The sequence below is a fragment of the Mesorhizobium sp. ISC25 genome (assembly GCF_042295465.1).
In the GTDB taxonomy this organism is placed as follows: domain Bacteria; phylum Pseudomonadota; class Alphaproteobacteria; order Rhizobiales; family Rhizobiaceae; genus Mesorhizobium.
In genome coordinates this window covers 5773984-5795869 of the sequence record NZ_CP135441.1, presented here as the reverse complement: position 1 = coordinate 5795869, position 21886 = coordinate 5773984, and the positions used below count along the sequence as shown (strand labels likewise).

Below are 21886 nucleotides of genomic sequence, written 5' to 3'. Positions count from 1 at the left end.
GTCGGTTATTTGTCCATTATGCACCGCATGCCGGCCCGGTTCTCCGGCAGGCACGCGGCGTCAGGCAGGAGTGTCTTCCTCCCGCTTCGGGCCAATCTGGCACGGCCCGAAACAAAATTCACGTGGAATTTTGACCCTTTGGAAAAGCGTGGCGCCGCATCGCTGCGCCACAGCACATTCCTTGCGTCAAGGGCGCAAAATCAGGCGGAGACGGCAGCCGGAATGGCGCAGGAGACGCCGGTTCCCTGCAGGCCGCAATAGCCGTAGGGGTTCTTCGCCAGATATTGCTGGTGGTCTTCCTCGGCGAAGTAGAATTCCGGCGCCGGCGCGATCTCGGTGGTGATCTTGCCGCGTCCGGCACCGCGCAGCGAAGCCTCGTAGGCATCGCGCGAGGCGATCGCCGCCTGGTGTTGCGCGTCGTTGAACGTGTAGATCGCCGAGCGGTAGGTGGTGCCGACATCATTGCCCTGACGCATGCCTTGCGTCGGGTCGTGATTTTCCCAGAACAGCTTCAAAAGCTCGGCATAGGACACGATCTTCGGATCGTAGACGACGAGCACGACTTCGGCATGGCCGGTGAGCCCGGTGCAGGTTTCCTGATAGGTCGGATTGGGCGTGACGCCGCCGGCATAGCCGGCCGCCGTGACCCAGACGCCCTCGACCTGCCAGAACAGGCGCTCGGCGCCCCAGAAGCAGCCCAGCCCGAACATCGCCGTCTCAAGTCCTTCGGGATAGGGACCCTTGAGCGCCCTGTTCGAGACAAAGTGCTTCGACGCCGTCGGGATCGGCCGGTCGCGGCCTGGCAACGCCTCGGAGGGCTTCGGCAGGTTGAGCTTCTTGTTCAGCATGTCGCTGAGAAACATAGCGCGGTTTCCTTTTCTTCTTGGTTGAGCTTCCCCCGGTACGGGAACACCGGGTCAGGCTGGAAATTTCAGGTTGCGGCGAACCGCCCGCTGGGGCGCTGCCGCCTGTAACCGATGGCATAAAGAATGAACGCCAGCACCGCGAACACGGCAAAGCCGGGCTGGCTGAGCACCCAGGCGATGGCACCGTCCCACAGCAGCGGATTGACCTTGTCGCGGACGAAGCTTTCGAAGGCGCTGCGCGTATCCGGCGAGACCGCGAGCCAGCTAGTGTTGAGCGGGGTCATCACCAGCGCCGAAGCCGCCACCGAGCGGGTCGCGTCGAGCACGGCCATGATGACCGAAACCGAAAGCGCGACCATTGCAGCGAGACGAAAGACGAAGCGGAACATCCGGACCCTTCCTCCCCAGGAGTTTATCAGAATGTCGTATCGGACTGTTAGATAGGATCTACTTGCTTCGCCTGCAATCGCGACACGCGAAGTTGAATCCGCGGCAGCCGGGTCGCCGGGACCGGTGGCGCGCCGGACGGCAGGCGCCCTCCGCCGATCGTTTCGACAACTCCCCAAGGTGCCCCGGCGGCATGGGCTGAGCATCCCTATCCGGCAAAGCGAATAGAGTGTCTTGGCATTCGCCACCGGATCGACTAGATGAGCCCCGCGCCTGTTGCTTTGACGCCTCAGGTGCGGGGAAAGGGTATCCGCTGGTTGACGGCGCCCACGGCCGGAATTCCGGTCCGGAATCCCAAAGGAGATGCATCTCCCCAACCCGCGCGGCGAAACCGGCCGCGTCGAAAATGCTAAAGACGGAGAGGTGGCCGAGTGGTTGAAGGCGCACGCCTGGAAAGTGTGTTTACGGGAAACCGTAACGCGGGTTCGAATCCCGCTCTCTCCGCCAGATACCCACTTAAGCGTCTGTTATTGTTTCGCTTTGTGAGTTGCGGCCTTTCCGTTCCTAACGTCCGCAAACGATGAAGCTCGGCCACCATGCCGTCGCCCCTTTGTTGACTTTGCTTGGGAATCGGAGTGTCCGGAAAAAACCGCAGGGCAGCCCCCAGGATTCGCGTCTGCGGACCCCAATCCGCCCCGCCGGCGCCTACAGGCAATCTACCCCAACGCCCCCCAAGCGGCGCCGGCCACTTTCAGCCCCTTCGTTCGAAAGTTGGCTTCCAGTCGCGATTGCGCGCCCGCTGATGGCCTTCGTAGTCAGGAATGCATGCGAAGAAGGTCGGTCACGGCCGGCAGCCTTGCAATTTGAGCAGACAAAGAGCCCGACCAAGTCGTCATGCATCGAGCCGTGGTCATGGCCGAGCCTGTCAATCAGCGCCTGGATGTCAAGTTTCGTCGATTTGCAGCACATCGGGTGCGCACAATTGACATAGATGGTTTCGCGGGCGGACAGAGTGTCGGCGAGGGTCTTTCGAGTCATGGCGATTCTCCGTTGAAGGGGCTCGCCGCAACGGGAGGATTATATTCCTTAATGCTGATCCCCTGCATTGTCTCGTGCGGAATGGGCTCTCCGGCATTAGACAGGGATATCCGGAGTTCGCCGTCTCGGGTGGTGGCTTCGACCTTAATGGGCATGCCCGCGGCACAAAGTTACAGGCTCGAATCCTGTCGGGGGCAGCATTACCGCAGTTCGCTTGCCGACAACTATTCCTGCTGGAATTGACAGGGCCAATCTTCAGGCCTCGTCAAGCCAGAAGGCAACTCGGTCCGGGCGTCTCCGCAAGCCATGTTGAGCTGCCACTGGGACAGACCCGCCGAATTGGAAAGGTCGATGCCCTCGATACGGGTCAGAAAGAAAAAGGCGCGGTCAAAGTCTATCGGCGCGGTGAACCTCGCTCCTCGGAAGTCCGCCCGTGCGAGATTGGCAAACGAGAAGCGGCTGCCGCTGATATCGGCGTCATGGAACTGCGCACGCCCCAGTTCTGCCTTTGTGAAATCAACATTGATCAGATTGGCGTCCTGGAAATTCGAGCGCTGCATTTCCGCGCTCGCAAACACAGCGCCCTGCGCGTCCATACGGCTGAAGTCGGTCCTGTAGCCCTCGATTCTGTCGAACCGGGCGCCTTTGGCGGTCGAGTCGGCCAGGGAAGCACGCACAAGAGTTGCCTTCTCAAGATTTGCCGCACGGAGATTGGTGTTCCTGAGGTCGGTCGAAGTGAAATCAACACCGAACAGGTTCGCCCCGCTCAGGTCCTGTCCATCTAGGATGAGAAGCTTCTTGTCACACTCTTGCCAATTGACGCCAGGCGTCGCGGCTGCGTCGCAATTTTGAGCGGCAGCGGCGTTCTGCCAAGCAAACACAGTGCAAACCGCTAGAACCAAGCCGGATGTGCCGTAAGCTCTGGTTCGCCTCAAAGTCATTGTTGCTGGACCTCTGCTACTCGCCGACACTCACCCTTACCACATCTGCTGACACTCGAGCCACGGTGACCACATGGCTGTGCTCGCGGCGCAGTGGGTCAAGCCTGGTGTGAAGCTCCGCGTCAAACACCTTCGCGGCGAATTCTAGGCGGCCAGCTTACATTAGCCAGAGTGAACAGAACGTGATTACGGGCCAGGCCTTCACACCTTCGCCTTGCACCAGCCCGCCCACCTAGCATGCCCCGCCATCGCGAACGGCCCAGCACGGGCGAAAGACAAGCTCCTTCCTGGCGCTGCGCCGCGTGCAGTCGGAACAAATGGGATCGACGCCGGTTAACAATCGAAGGGACCGCAAACGAAGCGGTATGATGATGATTGATATTTTTAGCTTCGAACTGGCCAATGCCAGGCTGCGCGTTAAACGGGCCGAGCGCTCGCTGAAGCGTGCGAATGAACTGTTGTTGAACGATGGCTGTGTCGCCGTCAATCTCGCGTCGTGCGACCGCATACGGTCTGAGCAAAAACGCGTCATTGAGGCCCGGGAACGCATGACGAAGATCGATCGGAAGAATTGACCCATGATGCTCGCGACCCTCCACCTTGAAACTGCGAGATACGGCGACGAATATCGCGTCGCAAGGCTCGCGCTGCTGAGGCAGCAAATGATACGGCACATCAAGCGCACAGACGCCTTGGCGCAGAAAGTCGAACAATCGCTGGCGAGATTGGCCGAAGCAAACACGCTCGGGGACCGGCTCGCGCAACAGTAGGTAACGCGCGCTCTACCGTCGTTTGACGATGACCCCGTCATGCTGCGTCGCCAACAACAAGGCTGCATCAACGTCGCACCTGCGCTCGCTGGGCGTCGCGCCCCAAAAGCACAAGGCAGTCGTTTCGGCGAAGATCCAAGAAGTGTCGATATTTTCACCTTCCTAGGGACGCAGGCACAACGCCAGAATGAAGGCCGCGACAAGCAGCATGGCAGGCAGAGGGGCGCGCGAAGGCTACTGAGCGGCTTTCATCTCGCCGCACCCTTGCCTCAGATCAGCTCATAACCATTCGGCCCGCGCTTCACCAGAAGCACGGGCTTGGTCGACTCGCCGCCATCGCCGCCCCGTCTACCGCGGAACCGCTTGTATTCCCGCGACCGAGCGCTCTGTTTCGCTGGAGAAAACCACGAAGGCAAAGATCAGCACGGCGGCGGCGACAATCATTGAGCCGGTGGCGACGATCGGCTCGAGCGCCGGATTTCCCTGCAGCATCAGGTAAAGAGCCGGCAGCATCACGACCAGGCCGAGATTATAGACACCGTAGTGGATCATCGCGCTCCTGCGGGCAGCCTTCGCCGGGTTCAGCGCATAATAGCCGCCGAATATTGCACTGGTGACCCAACCCAGCAGGTTGATGTGCGCGTGAGCCGGAAACGCGCCGTGATCGCCTGAAATTGCCATCTGCAGGCCAGCTGCAATTCCCAGAATTAGAAAGACGATGGCTGTCTTGAAAAAGAGTTCCGAAACCTTAGGCATGTCATTCTCCCAAACCCGTTTTGCCGCCGCATCATGCTTTGTTTCCGGCGACCTTGCCAAGGGGACCGTCGGGCCTGCCGAACCATTTGTTGGCAGCCTGACGGCCCGTTGGCGGCCGGCCACCGGGTCTGGCCGGTTTGCGAGGCCAGCCGGCAAAAAATATGCGCTCACGCTAATTTGATTGCAATATCACCCGCCAGGCTTCCATGTCGTTCTCACAACGGAAGTGTCCTGCACGATGGTGGTGCCATACGCGCCAAAGGTCTGCCCGTCAGTGTTGCAGCAAGGCCTCGCCAAACTTCTCCCACAGCTGTGCGCAATCTGTTGCTCTGAGGCTGGGGGTTCCGAGGGGGCCATATCGGATAACGGCGGCGTGAACATCATAGCCAACGATAGGTGCATTGGCGACAAAGTGGATAGCCTCGCCCAATCGGCGAGAGCCAATTGGCGCATCGGTTTTGTTGGTGATGTCGAAGACACCACAAATATCCACTTCCTGATTTCTGGCTGCCAACGCGGCTTCCATTACCTGTTCGTGCATCATCGAAATCTCTCCTATCGGTCTAAGTCTAAGAACCGCGGCTTGTGCCGGTCCTGCAGCTGACAACCGGCAAATCGAAGTGCCTTTTGCAGCATCTCGATTGGCTCTTGCTGCGAGCCACTCCGCCCGCTCCCGCGGCAAGCCGATAAGGCAACTGCCAGCGAAATCCGCAGGCACGTCCACGGTCGCATCAAACACGGCCCACGTGCCAGTCGGCTCTTGAACGGGCAAAAACCTCATAACAGCGCCTGCTAATATACTATGCCGACTGTGAGGACGGGACTTTTTTCCTGCATCAACCAAACGAATGAGAGCTGGTGTCGAAGTGCCGGGCGACGCTCGTCGAAAACAAGTCGTCGGCGACATTGCCAGGATCGAAGGTGCGCCTGAGCAGCGATCCGGCCGCATTCGGGGCTCGCCGACAGGGACAAGCACAAGACGCAGCGCCGGCACGCCTCGTCAGATGTCACTTTCTGCCCTGCGGATAGATGGTCTCGCCGCGCTTCAGCATCTCCACGAAAGCCGCGATCTTCTTCTTGCGTCCCGCTTCGGTCTTCATGTTGCGGGTGCGGAAGGCGAGCGCGAAGCGGTTTTGCCCGCTGAGCTTTGCCAGCATCTCTTTCGCCCTGGGCTCGGCGTCTATTGCCGCCTGAAAATCGTCGGGGATCTTCATCTCCTTACCGCTCTTGTAAGCGCGCGCCCAGCGGCCATCGGCCTTGGCTGCCTCGACTTGCTTCAGCCCGTGCTCGGTCATCCGGCCCTCCTCAATCAGCCGGGCGACATTGTCGACATTGATCTGGCTCCAGGTGCTCTTCTTGCCGCGCGGGGTGTAGCGCTGCAGGTAGCTTTTGCCGTCCAACGCCTTTCGCACCGCATCGATCCAGCCCCAGCACAACGCCACGTCGATGGCTTGCTTCGGCGTGATCGACGGCAGCCCCGAATCGAGCTTATGGATCTTGATCCAGACTTCGTCCTCGCTGTCGTGATGCTCGCCAAGCCAGGCATGGAAGCTTTCGGCGTCCCTGAACTCGCGCACCTTGGCGGGGTCGACCTTGACGGGCGCCATCAGCCGGTCCGCCCATGACGCGAGCGCGTAACGACGCCGAACCGCTTGCCTGCCGCGCGCACGCTCATCTCAGCTCCGACAACCGGGATCATGGTTCGCTCCCCTCAACGATGCGAATACGAAACCTAGACGAACTTTCTGCTTTCATCATCAAGAGCGTCTCCCTCCAGGTACCGCTCCAATGCCTCCATTGGCCATTGACACTGATTTTACTCGTACGGAACCGCTCGGCATCCGCAGATTTATTTGCAACTTCTAATTTAGCTGGATGCATGCTGAGAGCCTTCAATTAGGCCGCCATCCATTGCACTTGACGGTCTCTCAAGCTGTATCTAGCCCGAACTGCTGCCGTCTCGGTCGATTTTCTAACGCAACCAAGCCTTTACCTTTCAGCCAGTTTGGAGTTGCCGCCGCGTTGCGTTCGTGGTCCGGTACAACCAGGGCGCTCAATGCGGCATTCGGCAACGGTCGCCTTACCGACCGTCAAGGCAACACACCGTCAAGGCACACAGGAGATAGCAATGGGCATTTTCGACAGTATCAAAGGTGCGATTTTCGGAAACGCGGTTGCGGCCGAAGCTCCGCCGGCGCAACCGTCTCCCGCGCCTGCTTCGAACACGGCCACCCAGCCGACGGCGCCTACCCGACCCGGCCCGGCTGCAACCCCGGCTCCGGCCGCGCCATCCGCGCCGTCCTCTGCCCCGGACATCGCTGCCATTCTCGACAAGGCGGTGGCCGCGAAGGGGCAAAAGCTCAAATGGAAGAATTCGATTGTCGATCTGATGAAGGCTCTGAATATCGACAGCAGCCTCGGCGCCCGCAAGGAGCTTGCGCACGAGCTGAACTACACCGGCGACATGAACGACACCGTAACGATGAATCTGTGGTTGCACGACGCACTGATGAAAAAGCTGGCCGAGAATGGCGGCAAGCTTCCGAGCGACCTGGCCGCCTAGAGTCACAAGACGAGCAATTCCGGGAAATGTGCGACGGCTTTCCGTCCGGAATTGCGTAGACAAAAAAGACAGACCGGTTCGGCGTTTCCGTGGAACGACGAACCGTCCCGGTCCTGCCCGCACCGTGGTCCTTGCTGCGCTGGCTTCGGCCGCAACCGAGGAGGCCAGACTGCCTAGCATCAGACTGCCAAGTAAATAAAATTGAGACCGATCCCAGCCGCTGGGATTGGGTCTATGGCGAAGTCGCATGGCACAAAAGCGCTGCCGCCTCGCGCCCGGATTGCCTCACGCAAAACCGACGATTTCGGTCGCTGACCACGCGCTGGTAGGACCACCATTTTGCTGGCGAAACCCGACGTTCGGCGTATTATTCTCGCGGGAGAGGGTTCATGGTGGGAGGAAGCCAATGAACGTGGTGCAGAGGGTGACTGTCGCCGACTTGACGGCCCAAGAGCTTGTTTCATCTGCGCTTTCACGGTTCGGTGCCGGCGACACCATATCGACGAGGGCGATGCTGGACATCGTTCGCAGGACGGCCCCGGCCTGCGGCAACAGTGACGACGATCTGGTCGAGCTTATCGTCATGACGGCCGTTGGTAGGACCATGGGCGTCGTGTTCGACCATCGCTCCCATTAGCAATCCGGAACTAATATCAGGCTGCGCCCAGGAGCAGTGGCGGGCGGTTGGCAGCGCCGCCAAAGAAGCCAGCCTGTTTGTGCGTGAAGGTCGGCCTGGCACCAAGCCCTTGCTTTGAGCAAAACCGCTGCTCATGCCGGGTCATGCCCGAGGGCGGTAATCGGGCGACACGCTCGAAGGAACTCGCTGAAATCTTGCCCGTTATGCTCTCGTTGAGATGAGGAGAGCTGCCATGGCCGACGACAAGACCAAGACCGACAGTCGCGACCGCTCACGAGTGGCGGGCGGCGAAGACTACGAGGTACGTCACTTCGCCGAGGAAGCGGGCATCACCCCGGATCAGGCACGCACGCTGATCAAGCGCCACGGCACCGACCGCAGGGTGCTGAACGAAATCGCCGAGAGCATAAGAGCGTCGTAATGGCTGACAAGAAAACCGCAACGGCCGACCGCAAGACGCGTGATGCGGACGAAAAGGAGGCTCTGCGTCTGGCCGAAACCACCGACGTTTCGCCGAAGCAGGCGAAGGATTTGATGCGCAAGCACGGCAAGGACAGCCCGAAGGTCGAGAAGGAAGCCAAGAACTTCAAGGCCGAGGGCTGAACGCGCCAAGCCGGTTGGACGCGCGGCACAGGGTTTGTGGCCGCAATCCTGCAGCTTATCGGTTTTCTAACAAATTCGGCCTATCCCTTCCGCTATCGCGGCTCAGGGATGCCATATGCACGGGATATCTGGTGAGGCCAGGCCGTCGATAGACGACATACGGCATGTGAGGCTGGTGTTTTGCCTGCTGGCGGCGGTCGTGATGGCGGCGGCGCTCCTCGCCTTTGCCACCTCCCTCCTGCAGGATCCCGATAGCTGGTGGCACGTCAAGGTCGGCATGGATATGCTGGCAAGCCGCACATTCCCCACCGTCGACATCTATTCCTACACTTTTGCCGGCCAGCCATGGATCGCCAAGGAATGGCTTAGCCAGGTTCTCCTTGCAATTGCCTTTGGAGCCGGCGGCTGGAACGGCGTGGTGCTCTTGGCGACTGCAGTAATCGCGCTGACGGTCTTCATGACGTCGTGGTATCTCAGCGCGTCGTTGAAGCCGACGTTGGCGATAGGACTGACGCTGGTTCTCGCGCTGTTGATCGGGCCAATCTATGTCGCCCGACCCCACATCTTTACCTTGCCCATCATCGTCGTCTGGACCGCCGGTCTTTTTCAGGCCGCACGCAACGAGAAAGCGCCGCCCTTATGGCTGCTGGCGCTGCTTTGCCTGTGGGCCAATCTCCATGCCACCTTCACCTTCGGTTTCGTCATCGCCGCCCTCGCCGGCCTCGATCTCGTCATGCGCACGCGCTTGTCAAACCCCCGGCTGCTGGCCAAGTGGGTCGCTTTCGGGCTGCTTTGCCCTCTGGTCAGCCTGCTCAATCCCTATGGCTTCAAGGCCATACTCGCCACATTCACCGTGGCCTATGGCAATGAGGCGGTGCCTTATATTGCCGAGTGGCAACCGTTCGACGCCTCGCGGCATACCCTCCAGGAGGTGGCCCTGTTGGTGGCGTTTTTTGGGCTGCTCGTGTCGAGATTGCGCATTGGCTGGGCCAAGGCGCTGTTCCTTGTCTTCACGCTGCACGTCTACCTCACCCACATACGGTTCATGTACCTGTTCTTTCTTCTTGTCCCGGTCGTCCTTGCCGTTGAGGTCGCGCAACAATATCCAGCGCTTTCAGCCGAGAAATGGGCGGCTGAAAGGCGCGACGAACTTGAACAATTTTTCGCACGGCAATTTTCCAGGATTTGCGCTGGAATTGCCGTTTTGGTGGTTTTGGCGGCTGCCGCCTTCACGACCTATCCGGTCGCGCCGAGCCAGAAGACCTCGGCGAGGGATGCGCTGGCCTTCGCCCAAACCAACAATCTGTCGGGCAATCTGCTGAACTCCTACAATTTCGGCGGCACGCTGATTTTCCATGGCATCAAGACGTTTATCGACGGCCGGGCGGATCAGCTCTTCCTGAATGGCTTTACGGAAACGGACGAGCAGACTGGGCACAGCCGGGGCAAGCCGATCCTGAAAGCCCTACTAGAGAAATATTCAGTAGAGTGGGCACTCTTGACGGCGGACGACAGCCGCATTCCGTTTTTCGACGAACTGGGCTGGAAGCGGGCCTATGCGGACGATTACGCGGTGATCTACACCCGCGCGGACTGATCCCCGGCAGCTTCGCGCGCCGGTGCGCACCTCCCTCCTGAAGCTGTGGCCAGTGCCGAGGCGGCGAAATCCTTATGGGATTTTGATTTCTTTGCTCCGCGTCCCGTCTCGAACCTTTATGGCACTTTGATCCATATTCGCCGAAGCGATGTATCCGGCCGCCGATGTGATGCGGCGACAGGCTCGGATAGTTTTGTCCAAGTTGAAAAGAACAAACACCATTATAAGGAAAATGCACGATGGACATCGTTGTTGTCGGGATTGGAATCGCGTTCTTTGCTCTATGCTTTGGCTACATCAAAGCCTGCGACAAGCTGTAAGTTTAGGGATCGTAACATGCTTTTCGACTATATCCTCGGCGGCGCCGTGACCTTGTTTCTTCTCGCTTACCTGACATACGCCCTGGTTCGCCCGGAACGCTTCTGATCTCCGCTGGCAAGGAGCCAACCCCATGACAATCAACGGATGGCTGCAGATCCTCGTCTATTGCGGGATCGTCGTTTTGCTGGCGAAGCCGCTCGGCGGCTACATGCATCGCGTTTTCAGCGGCGAGCGCACATTCCTGTCGTCAATTCTGGCCCCGCTCGAGCGCGGGCTCTACCGCATATCAGGGACCGGCGAGCGCGAGGAGCAGCACTGGACCTCCTATGCGGCGGCCCTGCTGTTCTTTAACCTGGCCGGCTTCCTGGTGCTCTATTTCCTGCAACGGCTGCAAGGCGGCCTGCCCTACAATCCGGCCGGCATGACCGCCGTCGAACCTGGGCTGGCCTTCAACACCGCCGCCAGCTTCATGACCAACACCAACTGGCAGAACTACGGCGGCGAAAGCACGATGTCCTATCTGGTGCAGATGGCCGGCTTGACCGTGCAGAATTTTCTGTCGGCGGCGACCGGCATCGCCATTGCGGTCGCACTGATCCGCGGCTTTGCCAGGGCCTCAGGCAAATCCATCGGCAATTTCTGGGTCGATATGACCCGCTGCACGCTCTATTTGCTTTTGCCGTTCTGCATCGTCCTGACGCTCGTCTATGTCTATCTCGGCATGCCGCAGACGCTCGCTGCCTACGTCAACGCGACCACGCTCGAAGGCGCGCAGCAGACCATCGCGGTCGGGCCGGTCGCTTCCCAGGTTGCCATCAAGATGCTCGGCACCAACGGCGGCGGTTTCTTCAACGCCAATGCCGCGCACCCGTTCGAAAATCCCGACGCGATCTCAAACCTGATCCAGATGGTGACGATTTTTGCCCTCGGCGCGGCGCTGACCAATGTCTTCGGCCGCATGGTCGGCAACCAGCGCCAAGGCTGGGCAATTCTGTCGGCGATGGGCGTGCTGTTCATCGCCGGCGTTGCCGTCTGCTACTGGGCTGAGGCCGCCGGCAATCCGCTCGTTCATTCGCTGGGCATCGACGGCGGCAACATGGAGGGCAAGGAGAGCCGCTTCGGCATCGCCCTGTCGGCACTGTTTGCCGTCATCACCACCGCCGCGTCCTGCGGCGCGGTCAATGCCATGCATGACAGCTTCACCGCACTCGGCGGAATGGTCCCCATCATCAACATGCAGCTCGGCGAGGTCATTGTCGGCGGCGTCGGCGCCGGTTTCTACGGTATCCTGATGTTCATCGTGGTCGCCGTCTTCGTCGCCGGGCTGATGGTCGGGCGCACGCCCGAATATCTCGGCAAGAAGATCGAGGCCAAGGAGGTCAAGATGGCTATGCTGGCCGTGCTCTGCCTGCCGCTGGCAATGCTGATCTTCACCGCTATCGCGGTGGTGCTGCCGACCGGCGTTGCTTCCATCGCCAATGCCGGTCCACACGGCTTCTCCGAGGTTCTCTATGCCTATACCTCGGCCGCGGCGAACAATGGCTCCGCCTTTGGCGGTCTCAGCGGCAACACGCCCTGGTACAACATAACGCTCGGCATCGGCATGCTGATGGGCCGCTTCCTGATCATCATTCCGCCGTTGGCGATTGCTGGCTCGCTGGTTGCGAAGAAGACCGTCCCTGCCTCCGCCGGCACCTTCCCGACGGACGGTCCGCTGTTCGTCGGACTGCTGGCCGGTGTCATCCTGATCGTCGGTGGCCTGACCTTCTTTCCAGCCCTGGCGGTCGGACCGATCGTCGAGCACCTGGCGATGATTCACGGTCAGACATTCTGAAACGGCCATGCCCTGGTTCAAGATCATACCTCGAAAGGTCCGGCATCGCCCCGAGCCGGAGGGGGAGAAAACGCCCCCTCCTTTCCCGACCCTGTCCACATTCCTCGCTATTGCGGCAGCCTTGATCATGATCTGGCTGCTGGCTTACGGGCCGCCGCACCTTCGTTCGGCACACGATCGACCGGTCAACAACATCGACACTGGAGCCACCAAATGAGCCCGTCGAAATCCGTGAGCATCATGGATACCCGCATTCTGTGGCCCGCTATCGGCGGTTCCTTCAGAAAACTGAACCCGCGCACCTTGATGCGGAACCCGGTGATGTTCGTCGTCGCCGTCGTCTCGGCGCTCACCACCATGCTGTTCGTCAAGGATCTCGTTACCGGCGGCGGCGATCTTGGCTTCACGCTGCAGATCATCATCTGGCTGTGGTTCACCGTGCTCTTCGCCAATTTCGCCGAAGCGGTGGCCGAAGGCCGCGGCAAGGCGCAGGCAGACTCGCTGCGCCGGGCGCGAACCGAGACGCAGGCCAAGCTGTTGAACGGCAGCGACCGCAGCAAGTTCAAACTGGTGCCCGGCACCAGCCTGAAGGTCGGCGACATCGTGCTTGTCGAAGCCGGCGACATCATCCCCTCGGACGGCGAGGTGGTCGAAGGCGTGGCTTCGGTCAACGAGGCGGCCATCACCGGCGAATCCGCACCGGTCATTCGCGAATCCGGAGGCGATCGTTCGGCGGTGACCGGCGGCACGCAGGTCTTGTCCGACTGGATCCGCGTGCGCATCACTGCGGCTGCTGGCCACACGTTCCTCGACCGCATGATCTCACTGGTCGAGGGCGCCGAGCGCCAGAAGACACCCAACGAGATCGCGCTCAACATCCTGCTCGTCGGCATGACGCTGATCTTCGTGCTGGCGACGGCGACGATCCCGAGCTTCGCCTCGTATTCGGGCGGCTATATCTCGGTGACCGTGCTGGTCGCCCTGTTCGTTACCCTGATCCCGACCACAATTGGCGCCCTGCTGTCGGCCATCGGCATTGCCGGCATGGACCGCCTGGTGCGCTTCAACGTGCTCGCCATGTCGGGCCGCGCCGTCGAGGCGGCCGGCGATGTCGACACGCTGCTGCTCGACAAGACCGGAACCATCACGCTGGGCAACCGTCAGGCGACGGCATTTCGTCCGGTCAAGGGCGTCACTGAACAGGAACTGGCCGACGCGGCCCAGCTTGCCTCGCTTGCCGACGAAACGCCGGAGGGCCGCTCGATCGTCGTCCTGGCGAAGGACAAATACGCCATCCGCGCCCGCGACATGGCAAGCCTGCACGCGACTTTCGTGCCCTTCACCGCGCAAACCCGCATGAGCGGCGTCGATCTGGAAGGCTCCTCGGTCCGCAAGGGCGCAGTCGATGCGGTGCTTGCCCACGTCAACCTCTCGACCGTTGCCACAGGCAGTACGCGCCCCGGCAGCGACACCGTCCGCGACCTCCAGGGGATCGCCGACGAGATTGCCAAATCGGGTGGCACCCCACTGGCGGTCGAGCGCGACGGGCGCCTGCTCGGCGTCGTCCATCTGAAGGACATCGTCAAGGGCGGCATCGCAGAGCGCTTTGCCGAATTGCGCCGCATGGGCATCCGCACGGTGATGATCACCGGCGATAATCCGATGACCGCGGCGGCGATCGCGGCGGAAGCCGGCGTCGACGACTTCCTTGCCCAGGCGACGCCCGAGGACAAGTTGAAGCTGATCCGCGACGAGCAGGCCAAAGGTAAGCTGGTTGCGATGTGCGGCGATGGCACAAACGATGCGCCGGCCCTTGCGCAGGCCGATGTCGGCGTTGCCATGAACACCGGCACGGTCGCGGCGCGCGAGGCCGGCAATATGGTCGATCTCGACAGCGATCCGACCAAGCTGATCGAGATCGTCGAAATCGGCAAGGCGCTGCTGATGACGCGTGGGTCGCTGACCACCTTCTCCATCGCCAACGACGTGGCCAAGTATTTTGCCATTATCCCGGCAATATTCGCCGTCTTCTACATCGCCCCGGGCCAGACTGCAGGGCCACTGCAAGCGCTCAACGTCATGCATCTGGCGACGCCGCAGAGCGCTATCCTCTCGGCCATCATCTTCAACGCGCTGATCATCATCGCGCTGATCCCGCTGTCGCTGAGGGGCGTCAAATACCGCGCGGTCGGCGCCGGTGCGCTGCTCAGCCGCAATCTCATTGTCTATGGCCTCGGCGGCGTCGTCGTCCCCTTCGTCGGCATCAAGGTGATCGACATGGCCATCACTGCTCTCGGTCTCGCATGAGGAACACGTCGATGCTCAATCAAATCAGGCCCGCGATCGTCATGATCGTCTTCTTCACGGTGCTGACCGGGCTCATCTATCCGCTCGGGATGACCGGCATTGCCCAGGCGCTGTTTCCGCGCCAGGCCGATGGCAGCCTGATCGAGAAGGACGGCAAGCTCGTCGGTTCCAAGCTGATCGGCCAGGCCTTCACCAGCGACCGCTATTTCCATGGCCGTCCGTCGGCTGCCGGCGACGGCTACAATGCCGCCGCCTCGGGCGGCTCGAATCTCGGCCCGACCAACCCGAAGCTCATCGACCGTATCAAGAGCGACGCCGAAAAATTGAGAGCAGAAAACCCGAACCAGCCGGTGCCGATGGATCTGGTCACCACGTCCGGCAGCGGGCTCGATCCGCATATCAGCCCCGATGCGGCCTATTTTCAGGTTGCCAGGGTGGCCAAGGCGAGGGGCGTCGATGAATCCAGGATCAAATCGCTTGTCGACAGCCAAGTCGAGGATCGCGAGTTGGGCTTCATCGGCGAGCCGGTCGTCAATGTGCTGGCCCTCAACCTTGCGCTGGACGATGCGATGAAACAATGAAGGGTGGCGCCGGGATCGACACCGAAGCCGGCGCCGTTCATGATTGACCCTTATGCCAGACGACAGCCGCACCGCCGAAACCAGGCCGTCTCCCGACGCGCTGCTCGCGCATGCCGAGCGGGAGGAGCGCGGTCGCCTGAGGATATTTCTCGGCGCCGCCCCCGGTGTCGGCAAGACCTACGAGATGCTCATGTCGGGCCGCGCCAGGCTGGCCGACGGGGTCGACGTGGTGATCGGCATCGTCGAGACGCACGGCCGCAAGGAAACCCAGACGCTGGTCGAAGGCTACGAGGTCATTCCTCGCCTTGAGATCGATTATAAGGGGCGGATCCTCGAGGAGATGGATCTCGACGCCATCCTCGCCCGGCACCCGGCGCTGGTTCTGGTCGACGAACTCGCCCACACCAACGTCGCCGGCAGCCGTCACCCCAAGCGCTATCTCGACGTCCAGGAAATCCTGACGCACGGCATCGATGTCTACACGACACTGAACATCCAGCACGTCGAAAGTCTGAACGACGTCGTGGCGCAGATCACGCGCGTCAGGGTGCGCGAGACGGTTCCAGACTCGATCATCGACCAAGCCGACGACATCGAGATCATCGACCTCACCCCCGACGACCTGATCAAGCGGCTGGAGGAAGGCAAGGTCTACTTCCCCAACACCGCCCAGCGCGCCATCGAGAACTACTTCTCGCCGGGCAATCTGACGGCCCTCAGGGAGTTGGCACTCCGCCGCACCGCCCAGCGTGTCGACGAGCAGTTGCTCAACCATATGCAGGCCCACGCGATCCCGGGACCGTGGGCGGCCGGAGAAAGGGTTCTGGTCTGCGTCGACGCACGTCCGGGCGGAGCGGCTCGCATCCGCTATGCACGCAGGCTGGCCGACCGGCTTCGCGCCCCCTGGACGGCGCTTCATGTGGACACCCCTCGCTCAGCCGCCATGTCCGAGGAGGACAAGGATCGGCTGGCGACGCAGCTGCGCCTTGCCGAGCAGCTCGGTGCCGAGGTGACGACCATTCCGGGTCAGAATGTCGCGCAAGACATCGTTCGCCATGCGACGGCGAACAACTTCACCCATATCGTGATCGGCAGGCCGACCCGATCGCGCTGGCGCGAATTGATCGAAGGCTCGCTCACCTATGAGCTCATCCGCGACGCCGGCAACATCAGCGTCCATGTAATTTCGGGAACCGACCAGGGCACCGACGCACCCTCGAAAAATGTCAGCGCGGCAACCGAGCAGAAGCAGTTTCAGGTTAGGCCCTACCTGCTAGCCACAGCCTATGTCATGGGCTCCCTCGCCTTTAGCACTGTTCTCGACCAGTTTCTCGACGTTCGCAATCTGGCCATTGTCTTTCTGCTGGCGGTGCTCACATCGGCTGTAACGGGCGGGCTTTGGCCAGCGTTGTACGCCTGTGTCGTCAGCGCCCTTGCATTCAACTACTTTTTCCTAGAGCCGCGCTACACACTGACGATCAGGGATCCGGAGAGCATCGTTGCGCTTGCCGTCTTCCTTGTTGTCGCCGTTATCGCCAGCAATCTGACGGCGCGGGTGCAGCGTCAGGCGATCGCCGCCAGCTCAAGGGCGCGCGCCACGGAAGACATCTATCAGTTTTCAAAGAAGCTCGCCGGCGCCGGTACCCTGGACGACGTGCTATGGGCCACTGCCTTCCAGATCGCCTTGATGCTGAAGCTGCGCGTGGTGCTGCTTTTGCCCGAGGACGGCACAATCGCGGTCAAAGCCGGCTACCCACCCGACGACACGCTGGCCGAGGCCGACATCGCAGCAGCCCGCTGGGCGTGGGAGCATAACCGCGCCGCCGGGCGCGGCGCCGACACTCTGCCCGGAGCAAAACGCCTCTATCTGCCCCTGCGGACCGGACGCACGGCGGTGGGCGTTGTCGGCCTCGACAACGACAAGCAAGGTCCGCTGCTAACACCCGAGCAACAGCGTCTGCTCGATGCGCTCGCCGACCAGGCGGCGGTCGCCATCGAGCGTATCCAGCTCGTCGCCGATGTTGACCGGGCCAAGCTTGCGGCCGAGGCAGACCGCCTGCGCTCGGCCTTGCTCACCTCCATTTCCCATGATTTGAAGACGCCGCTTGCCGCCATCATGGGCGCGGCCGGAACACTCAGGGAATTCGAGGCCGCACTTCCCGAGCAGGACCGGGCGGAACTGCTGTCGACCGTGCTTGATGAATCGGAAAGGCTGAACCGCTTCATCGCCAATCTGCTCGACATGACCAAGATAGAATCCGGCACGATGCAGCCGAATTATGCGTTCCACTATGTCGGCGACATCGTCGGCTCAGCCCTGCATCGGGCCCGCAAAATCGTCGGCGAGCACAAGACCGACATCGATATTCCATCGGATCTGCCGATGTTGCGGCTCGACCCCGTTCTGTTCGAACAGGTGCTGTTCAACCTCCTCGACAACGCTGCAAAATACGCGCCGCCAGGTTCGACGATCCGCCTGCAAGCCTGGGCCGACCATGGCTTCGTCATCCTGCAGATCATGGATGAGGGACCAGGCATTCCGCCAGCCGATCTGGAGCGCGTTTTCGATACATTCTACCGTGTGCGCAAGGGCGACCAGGTGCGTGCCGGCACCGGGCTCGGATTGTCGATCTGCCGCGGCTTCATCGAGGCGATGGGCGGGACTATATCGGCTGCAAACAGGACCGACCGCTCTGGTGCGGTTTTCACCATCAGGATGCAGGTGGTGCCGGCAGAGTTGCCCAACCTCGGCGAACCCGATGCAGGCCGTCAGAATATGGACGATCTGGCATGACGAGCCTGGACGTCAGGATATTGGTGGTCGACGACGAACCGCCGATCCGAAAACTGCTTCGCGTCGGGCTCGGCAGCCAGGGCTATGCGATCAGCGAGGCGCCGAACGCCAACGTGGCGATCGAACTCATGGAGGCGGAAAAACCGGACCTGATCCTGCTCGATCTCGGCCTGCCCGGCATGAGCGGTCATGATTTGCTGCGCAAATGGCGCGACGACGGCCTCGATATTCCCGTGGTCATCCTCTCCAGCCGCACCGACGAGGCCGGAATCGTCTCGGCCCTCGAACTCGGCGCCGACGATTATGTCACCAAGCCGTTCGGTATGAACGAGCTTGTCGCACGCATCCGCGTAGCGCTTCGCCACAAGTTCCAGAAGCAGGGTGAGAGACCGGTGTTCCAAACCGGCGACCTCTCCGTCGATCTGGTGAAGCGCATCGTCAAGGTCGAGGACAGGGAGATAAAGCTCTCGCCGAAGGAATACGACATTCTTCGCACCTTGGTGCAGCACGCCGGCAAGGTTCTCACCCACCAGTTCCTGCTGAAGCAGGTCTGGGGCGATTCCACCGACGTTCAATATCTCAGAGTCTACGTCCGGCAGATCAGGCAAAAGATCGAAAAAACGCCCGACCAGCCCCGCTATATCACCACCGAGACCGGCGTCGGATACCGGCTGCGCGAAGTCGATTGACGCGACGAGCGTCCGAAGCCGAAATGCCTCTTCCAATCCGCTTCAAATCAGCGGCGGCCATGGCGTCGTCGGACAAAAGCCCTATATTAAGGACGAACGGTTTTGTGCGGGAATGAACGGATGCCACGGCTTCTCCTATTGCAGTTTTTTGGGTCGGCAATGCTGACTGCAGCGATGCTGTGGGGCGTAAATCCTGCTTCATCGGCACAGGTCGTCAGCCCCGCCGACCGCAACGTGTTAATTCAGCAAAACCAGTTGCAGATGTTGGAGAACAGGTTGCGGCGGCAGCAATATCAGCAGGAACAACAGCAGTACCGTGCCCAGGATCGCCAAATCCCAATACCGCAACGGCAGGAGGTGCCCCAGATGAGGCCAACTTGCCAGTTGCTGCCGTCGGGGAGCGGCGGCTTTGTCAGCACCTGCCGCTAACGTTTCAGTTATTTAGCCGACTTATTATGCTTGGATGCCGCCGCACCTGAGAGGACATCGAAAGGGTGGTTTGGACTTAGCAATTGCTGCCCTTCTTGCTTCGGGCCGCTTCGACTGGATTTTTGAATGGCAGCCAGCAGAAAGAAGGTCGTACGCAAGGCAAGGAAGGGCGACCGGATTCGCCAGGTCGCGGCGATTCCCTTTCGGCTGAACGGGCATGGCGATGTCGAGGTGATGCTGGTCACATCGCGAACGACGAGGCGCTTCATCGTGCCGAAGGGCTGGCCGATGAAGGGCAAGAGCGGCCGCAAGGCAGCCACCATCGAAGCACAGGAAGAAGCCGGTGTTCTCGGCAAGACACTGAAACAGCCGGCCGGTACCTATCACTACTGGAAGCGGCTGGCGAACCGCTTCGTTCGCGTCGATGTCGTCGTCTATTTGCTGGAAGTAACCGAGGAACTTGCCAATTGGCAGGAAGCCGAGAGACGGCAGCGGGCATGGCTGGCGCCGACCGACGCGGCATTGCTGATCGACGAGCCGGATCTTTCGACGCTGGTGAGGAACATCAGGATTCCCGAGCTGGAGCACAATGCTAAAAAGCAGAATCCGGCGTTCGGAAAAGATCACGCTCAATAAAAGATGGCGGCCTACCCCGGCTGTGTCGGGATGGAATTGGTCCCAGCGCCCGCCGCCGTCTCTTGAACCGATGCCTCACTGACTGCCATCGTCATCCTCGGGCAGAGGCCGCACCGGTGTGCCGGTATAGGCCCACAGCCATTCGCGCGGCAGTGGCCCCTTGTTGCGGTCGCTTTCCTGCGACTGTTCCCATGCATGGGCCAGGATGCCGACCGAGCGCGACAGCACGAAAAGGCCGCGCGTCAGCGGCGGCGGGAAGCCGAGCTCGCCGTAGATGACGGCTGTAGCGCCGTCGATATTGAGCGGGATTTTTTTGCCCTTGCGCCGCGCAACCTCGGCCTCGACCATCTCGGCGATGTCGGCGAAGCGCCCGCTGACGACGCCGCGCGCAGCAAAGTCACGGGTCAGTTCGATGAGGCGCGGCGCCCGCGGGTCGACCGGGTGGAAGCGATGGCCGAGTCCCGGCACATAGCCGTTTTCACCAACAAGGAAACGATCAAGCCGCGCCGACACGGCCTCGGCAAGCGGCACGCCGGCGTCCAGTTCGGCGGCGATGTCTCCGTAGACGGAAAGTGCCTGTTCGCCGGCGCCGCCATGTACGTCGCCAAGCACGTTGACGGCCGACGCCATGGCGCTGTTGATGCCGACGCCGCAGGTGATCGCCATGCGGGCGATGGCGATCGACGGCGCCTGCGGCCCATGGTCGACGGCGGCACCCAGCGCGATGCCAAGCAGCGCCGCCTGCTCCTCGCTTGGCAGTTCGCCGCGCAGCATCAGCCAGATCATTGCGGGAAAGCTGACTCGGCCGATCAGATTCTGGATCTCATAGCCGCGCAGCCGGATGACACCGGGCCGCATCTCGATGATGCCGGTCTGCCACCATTCCTCGCCGCGCGCGCGGCCAGTCTTGTTTTCCGTGTCGCTCATGCCTTCTTTTCCGTGCCGCTCATGCCTTCGCTCTTTTCTTGGCGCGTGGCGGCAGGCCGGCAAAGACCTCGTCCATATGCTCGCCCAGCCCCGGCGGCGGCCTGCTCGGCAAAGGTGCCTCGCCATCGACCATGAAGCCGCCGCGCACCACGGTGAGCGGTCTGTCCATCCCGGGCACAGCCTGGAAGCGCGCCGTCATGCCGCGCTCGATCACCTGTCGCTCCTGCAGTACCTGCGGGATCGTCAGCACCCGGCCTGCCGGCACGCCGGCGCGATTGAACGTCTCCTCCCAGGCGGCGGCAGAGCCGCTCGCCAAGGCGTCCTCGATCAGCGCCTTCAATGCGATGCGGTTCTGCTTGCGCGTTTCGCGCTCGGCAAAGCGGACATCCGACGCCAGCTCCGGCCGGCCGATCAACCGGCACAGTGTGACGAACTGCTCCTGCTTGTTGGCGGCGATGTTGAGCAAGCCGTCGCCGGTGCGAAGCGCGCCAGACGGTGCGGCCGTCATGTTTTCATTGCCCATCGGCTGCGGCTCGACGTCCGCTGTCAGATAGTTCGACACCGGCCAGCCGAGCGCAGAAAGCGTGCATTCGAGCATCGAAACGTCGAGGAACGCGCCCTCGCCTGTCGTCTTCTGCTTGACCAATGCGGCGGTAATCGCGAACGCCCCGGCCAGCCCGCCAAGCGTATCGGCGACGGGATAGCCGACACGCAGCGGCGCCGTTTCCGGTGTACCGGTGATGCTCATAATGCCGGAAAGACCCTGGATGATCTGGTCGTAGGCTGGATTGTCGCGCATCGGCCCGGTCTGGCCGAAGCCCGATATCGCACAATAGACAAGGCTTGGCCGGACCTCTTTCAGCCTGGCATGGCCAAGCCCCAGCCGGTCCATTACGCCGGGCCGGAAATTCTCGACCAGCGCGTCGGCCGAAGCGACCAGATCGAGGAAGCGTTCGCGGTCGGCCTCCTGCTTGAGATCGAGCGCCACCGAGCGTTTGCCGGCATTCTGCGCCAGGAACGAAGCGCCCATGCCCGCCCGGTTGAGCTCCGGAGAGGCACCGAGCTGGCGCGCCAGGTCGCCGCCTTGAGGCGTTTCGACCTTGATGACGTCGGCGCCGAGCAACGCCAGCTGGTAGGCGCAATAGGGGCCGGCCAGCACATTGGTCAGGTCAAGGATGCGGATGCCGGAAAGCAGGTCTGTCATGACGTC

General features: G+C 61.5%; 23 protein-coding genes and 1 tRNA gene. 15 read left to right on the top strand and 9 right to left on the bottom strand.

What is annotated here, in order from left to right; genetic code table 11:
• Positions 1 to 200 precede the first annotated feature (200 nt).
• A complete protein-coding gene (msrA, locus tag RQ479_RS28565) occupies positions 201 to 863 on the bottom strand; it encodes a peptide-methionine (S)-S-oxide reductase MsrA (RefSeq protein ID WP_376703225.1) in 663 nt (220 codons plus the stop codon).
• Positions 864 to 931: 68 nt separating this feature from the next.
• On the bottom strand, positions 932 to 1255 hold the full coding sequence (locus tag RQ479_RS28560) for a hypothetical protein (protein WP_352539399.1): 324 nt from the start codon (positions 1253 to 1255) through the stop codon (positions 932 to 934).
• Between the two features lie 415 nt (positions 1256 to 1670).
• Here RQ479_RS28560 and RQ479_RS28555 point away from each other — a divergent pair.
• Positions 1671 to 1760: transfer RNA gene (locus RQ479_RS28555), tRNA-Ser, on the top strand.
• A gap of 198 nt (positions 1761 to 1958) precedes the next feature.
• On the opposite strand, the gene RQ479_RS28550 is transcribed toward RQ479_RS28555, so the two are convergent.
• Both RQ479_RS28550 and RQ479_RS28545 read right to left on the bottom strand, forming a co-directional pair.
• Positions 1959 to 2291, bottom strand: coding sequence for a hypothetical protein (locus tag RQ479_RS28550; RefSeq protein ID WP_352869965.1), 333 nt, complete (start codon positions 2289 to 2291; stop codon positions 1959 to 1961).
• Between the two features lie 224 nt (positions 2292 to 2515).
• Positions 2516 to 3232, bottom strand: a complete 717-nt coding sequence (locus RQ479_RS28545; protein WP_376703224.1) for a pentapeptide repeat-containing protein — start codon at positions 3230 to 3232, stop codon at positions 2516 to 2518.
• A gap of 365 nt (positions 3233 to 3597) precedes the next feature.
• Here RQ479_RS28545 and RQ479_RS28540 point away from each other — a divergent pair, with 365 nt between their 5' ends.
• Entirely contained in the window at positions 3598 to 3807 is a 210-nt protein-coding gene (locus RQ479_RS28540; protein WP_376703223.1) for a hypothetical protein, read from the top strand.
• A gap of 543 nt (positions 3808 to 4350) precedes the next feature.
• Here the strand turns inward: RQ479_RS28540 and RQ479_RS28535 are convergent.
• From RQ479_RS28535 to RQ479_RS28525, 3 genes are all read right to left on the bottom strand, one after another.
• A complete protein-coding gene (locus RQ479_RS28535; protein ID WP_376703222.1) occupies positions 4351 to 4758 on the bottom strand; it encodes a hypothetical protein in 408 nt (135 codons plus the stop codon).
• Positions 4759 to 5029: 271 nt separating this feature from the next.
• Positions 5030 to 5302, bottom strand: coding sequence for a hypothetical protein (locus RQ479_RS28530; RefSeq protein ID WP_292657364.1), 273 nt, complete (start codon positions 5300 to 5302; stop codon positions 5030 to 5032).
• A 463-nt stretch (positions 5303 to 5765) separates the two neighbouring features.
• Entirely contained in the window at positions 5766 to 6365 is a 600-nt protein-coding gene (locus tag RQ479_RS28525; protein ID WP_376703221.1) for a YdeI family protein, read from the bottom strand.
• A 521-nt stretch (positions 6366 to 6886) separates the two neighbouring features.
• Between RQ479_RS28525 and RQ479_RS28520 the strand changes: the two genes are divergently transcribed.
• The 13 genes from RQ479_RS28520 (at position 6887) to RQ479_RS28460 (ending at position 19749) form a co-directional block, all read left to right on the top strand.
• The gene (locus RQ479_RS28520) at positions 6887 to 7321 is read left to right on the top strand and encodes a DUF3597 domain-containing protein (protein WP_376703220.1); all 435 of its coding nucleotides are present in this window, start codon (positions 6887 to 6889) and stop codon (positions 7319 to 7321) included.
• A gap of 406 nt (positions 7322 to 7727) precedes the next feature.
• On the top strand, positions 7728 to 7958 hold the full coding sequence (locus RQ479_RS28515; protein WP_023675303.1) for a hypothetical protein: 231 nt from the start codon (positions 7728 to 7730) through the stop codon (positions 7956 to 7958).
• Positions 7959 to 8190: 232 nt separating this feature from the next.
• Positions 8191 to 8379 (top strand): DUF3606 domain-containing protein, encoded by a 189-nt coding sequence (locus tag RQ479_RS28510; RefSeq protein WP_352516895.1) that lies wholly within the window; start codon positions 8191 to 8193, stop codon positions 8377 to 8379.
• Complete coding sequence (locus RQ479_RS28505; protein WP_352516894.1) at positions 8379 to 8561, top strand: hypothetical protein; 183 nt, start codon at positions 8379 to 8381, stop codon at positions 8559 to 8561. The genes RQ479_RS28510 and RQ479_RS28505 overlap by 1 nt, the downstream gene beginning before the upstream one ends.
• Positions 8562 to 8676: 115 nt before the next feature.
• Entirely contained in the window at positions 8677 to 10158 is a 1482-nt protein-coding gene (locus tag RQ479_RS28500; protein ID WP_376703219.1) for a hypothetical protein, read from the top strand.
• A gap of 45 nt (positions 10159 to 10203) precedes the next feature.
• Positions 10204 to 10584, top strand: coding sequence for a K(+)-transporting ATPase subunit F (kdpF, locus tag RQ479_RS28495; protein ID WP_352516892.1), 381 nt, complete (start codon positions 10204 to 10206; stop codon positions 10582 to 10584).
• Between the two features lie 25 nt (positions 10585 to 10609).
• Complete coding sequence (gene kdpA, locus RQ479_RS28490) at positions 10610 to 12313, top strand: potassium-transporting ATPase subunit KdpA (RefSeq protein ID WP_376703218.1); 1704 nt, start codon at positions 10610 to 10612, stop codon at positions 12311 to 12313.
• Between the two features lie 213 nt (positions 12314 to 12526).
• Positions 12527 to 14620 (top strand): potassium-transporting ATPase subunit KdpB, encoded by a 2094-nt coding sequence (gene kdpB / locus RQ479_RS28485; RefSeq protein ID WP_376703217.1) that lies wholly within the window; start codon positions 12527 to 12529, stop codon positions 14618 to 14620.
• Between the two features lie 11 nt (positions 14621 to 14631).
• Positions 14632 to 15201: a potassium-transporting ATPase subunit KdpC gene (gene kdpC, locus RQ479_RS28480; RefSeq protein WP_376703216.1), complete on the top strand. Its 570-nt coding sequence runs from the start codon at positions 14632 to 14634 to the stop codon at positions 15199 to 15201.
• Between the two features lie 52 nt (positions 15202 to 15253).
• Positions 15254 to 17995 (top strand): DUF4118 domain-containing protein, encoded by a 2742-nt coding sequence (locus tag RQ479_RS28475; protein WP_376703215.1) that lies wholly within the window; start codon positions 15254 to 15256, stop codon positions 17993 to 17995.
• Entirely contained in the window at positions 17992 to 18684 is a 693-nt protein-coding gene (locus tag RQ479_RS28470) for a response regulator transcription factor (protein ID WP_376703214.1), read from the top strand. Before RQ479_RS28475 ends, RQ479_RS28470 begins: the two co-directional genes overlap by 4 nt.
• Before the next feature lie 120 nt (positions 18685 to 18804).
• Complete coding sequence (locus RQ479_RS28465) at positions 18805 to 19113, top strand: hypothetical protein (protein ID WP_292657396.1); 309 nt, start codon at positions 18805 to 18807, stop codon at positions 19111 to 19113.
• A gap of 126 nt (positions 19114 to 19239) precedes the next feature.
• Positions 19240 to 19749 (top strand): NUDIX hydrolase, encoded by a 510-nt coding sequence (locus RQ479_RS28460; RefSeq protein WP_292657398.1) that lies wholly within the window; start codon positions 19240 to 19242, stop codon positions 19747 to 19749.
• A 75-nt stretch (positions 19750 to 19824) separates the two neighbouring features.
• Here the strand turns inward: RQ479_RS28460 and RQ479_RS28455 are convergent, their stop codons facing one another.
• Together RQ479_RS28455 and RQ479_RS28450 are read right to left on the bottom strand one after the other, a co-directional pair.
• Positions 19825 to 20676 carry a citryl-CoA lyase gene (locus tag RQ479_RS28455; RefSeq protein WP_376703213.1) on the bottom strand — a complete coding sequence of 284 codons (852 nt, stop codon included), beginning with the start codon at positions 20674 to 20676 and terminating at the stop codon, positions 19825 to 19827.
• 19 nt (positions 20677 to 20695) lie between these two features.
• Positions 20696 to 21880, bottom strand: coding sequence for a CaiB/BaiF CoA transferase family protein (locus tag RQ479_RS28450; protein ID WP_376703212.1), 1185 nt, complete (start codon positions 21878 to 21880; stop codon positions 20696 to 20698).
• Positions 21881 to 21886 lie beyond the last annotated feature (6 nt).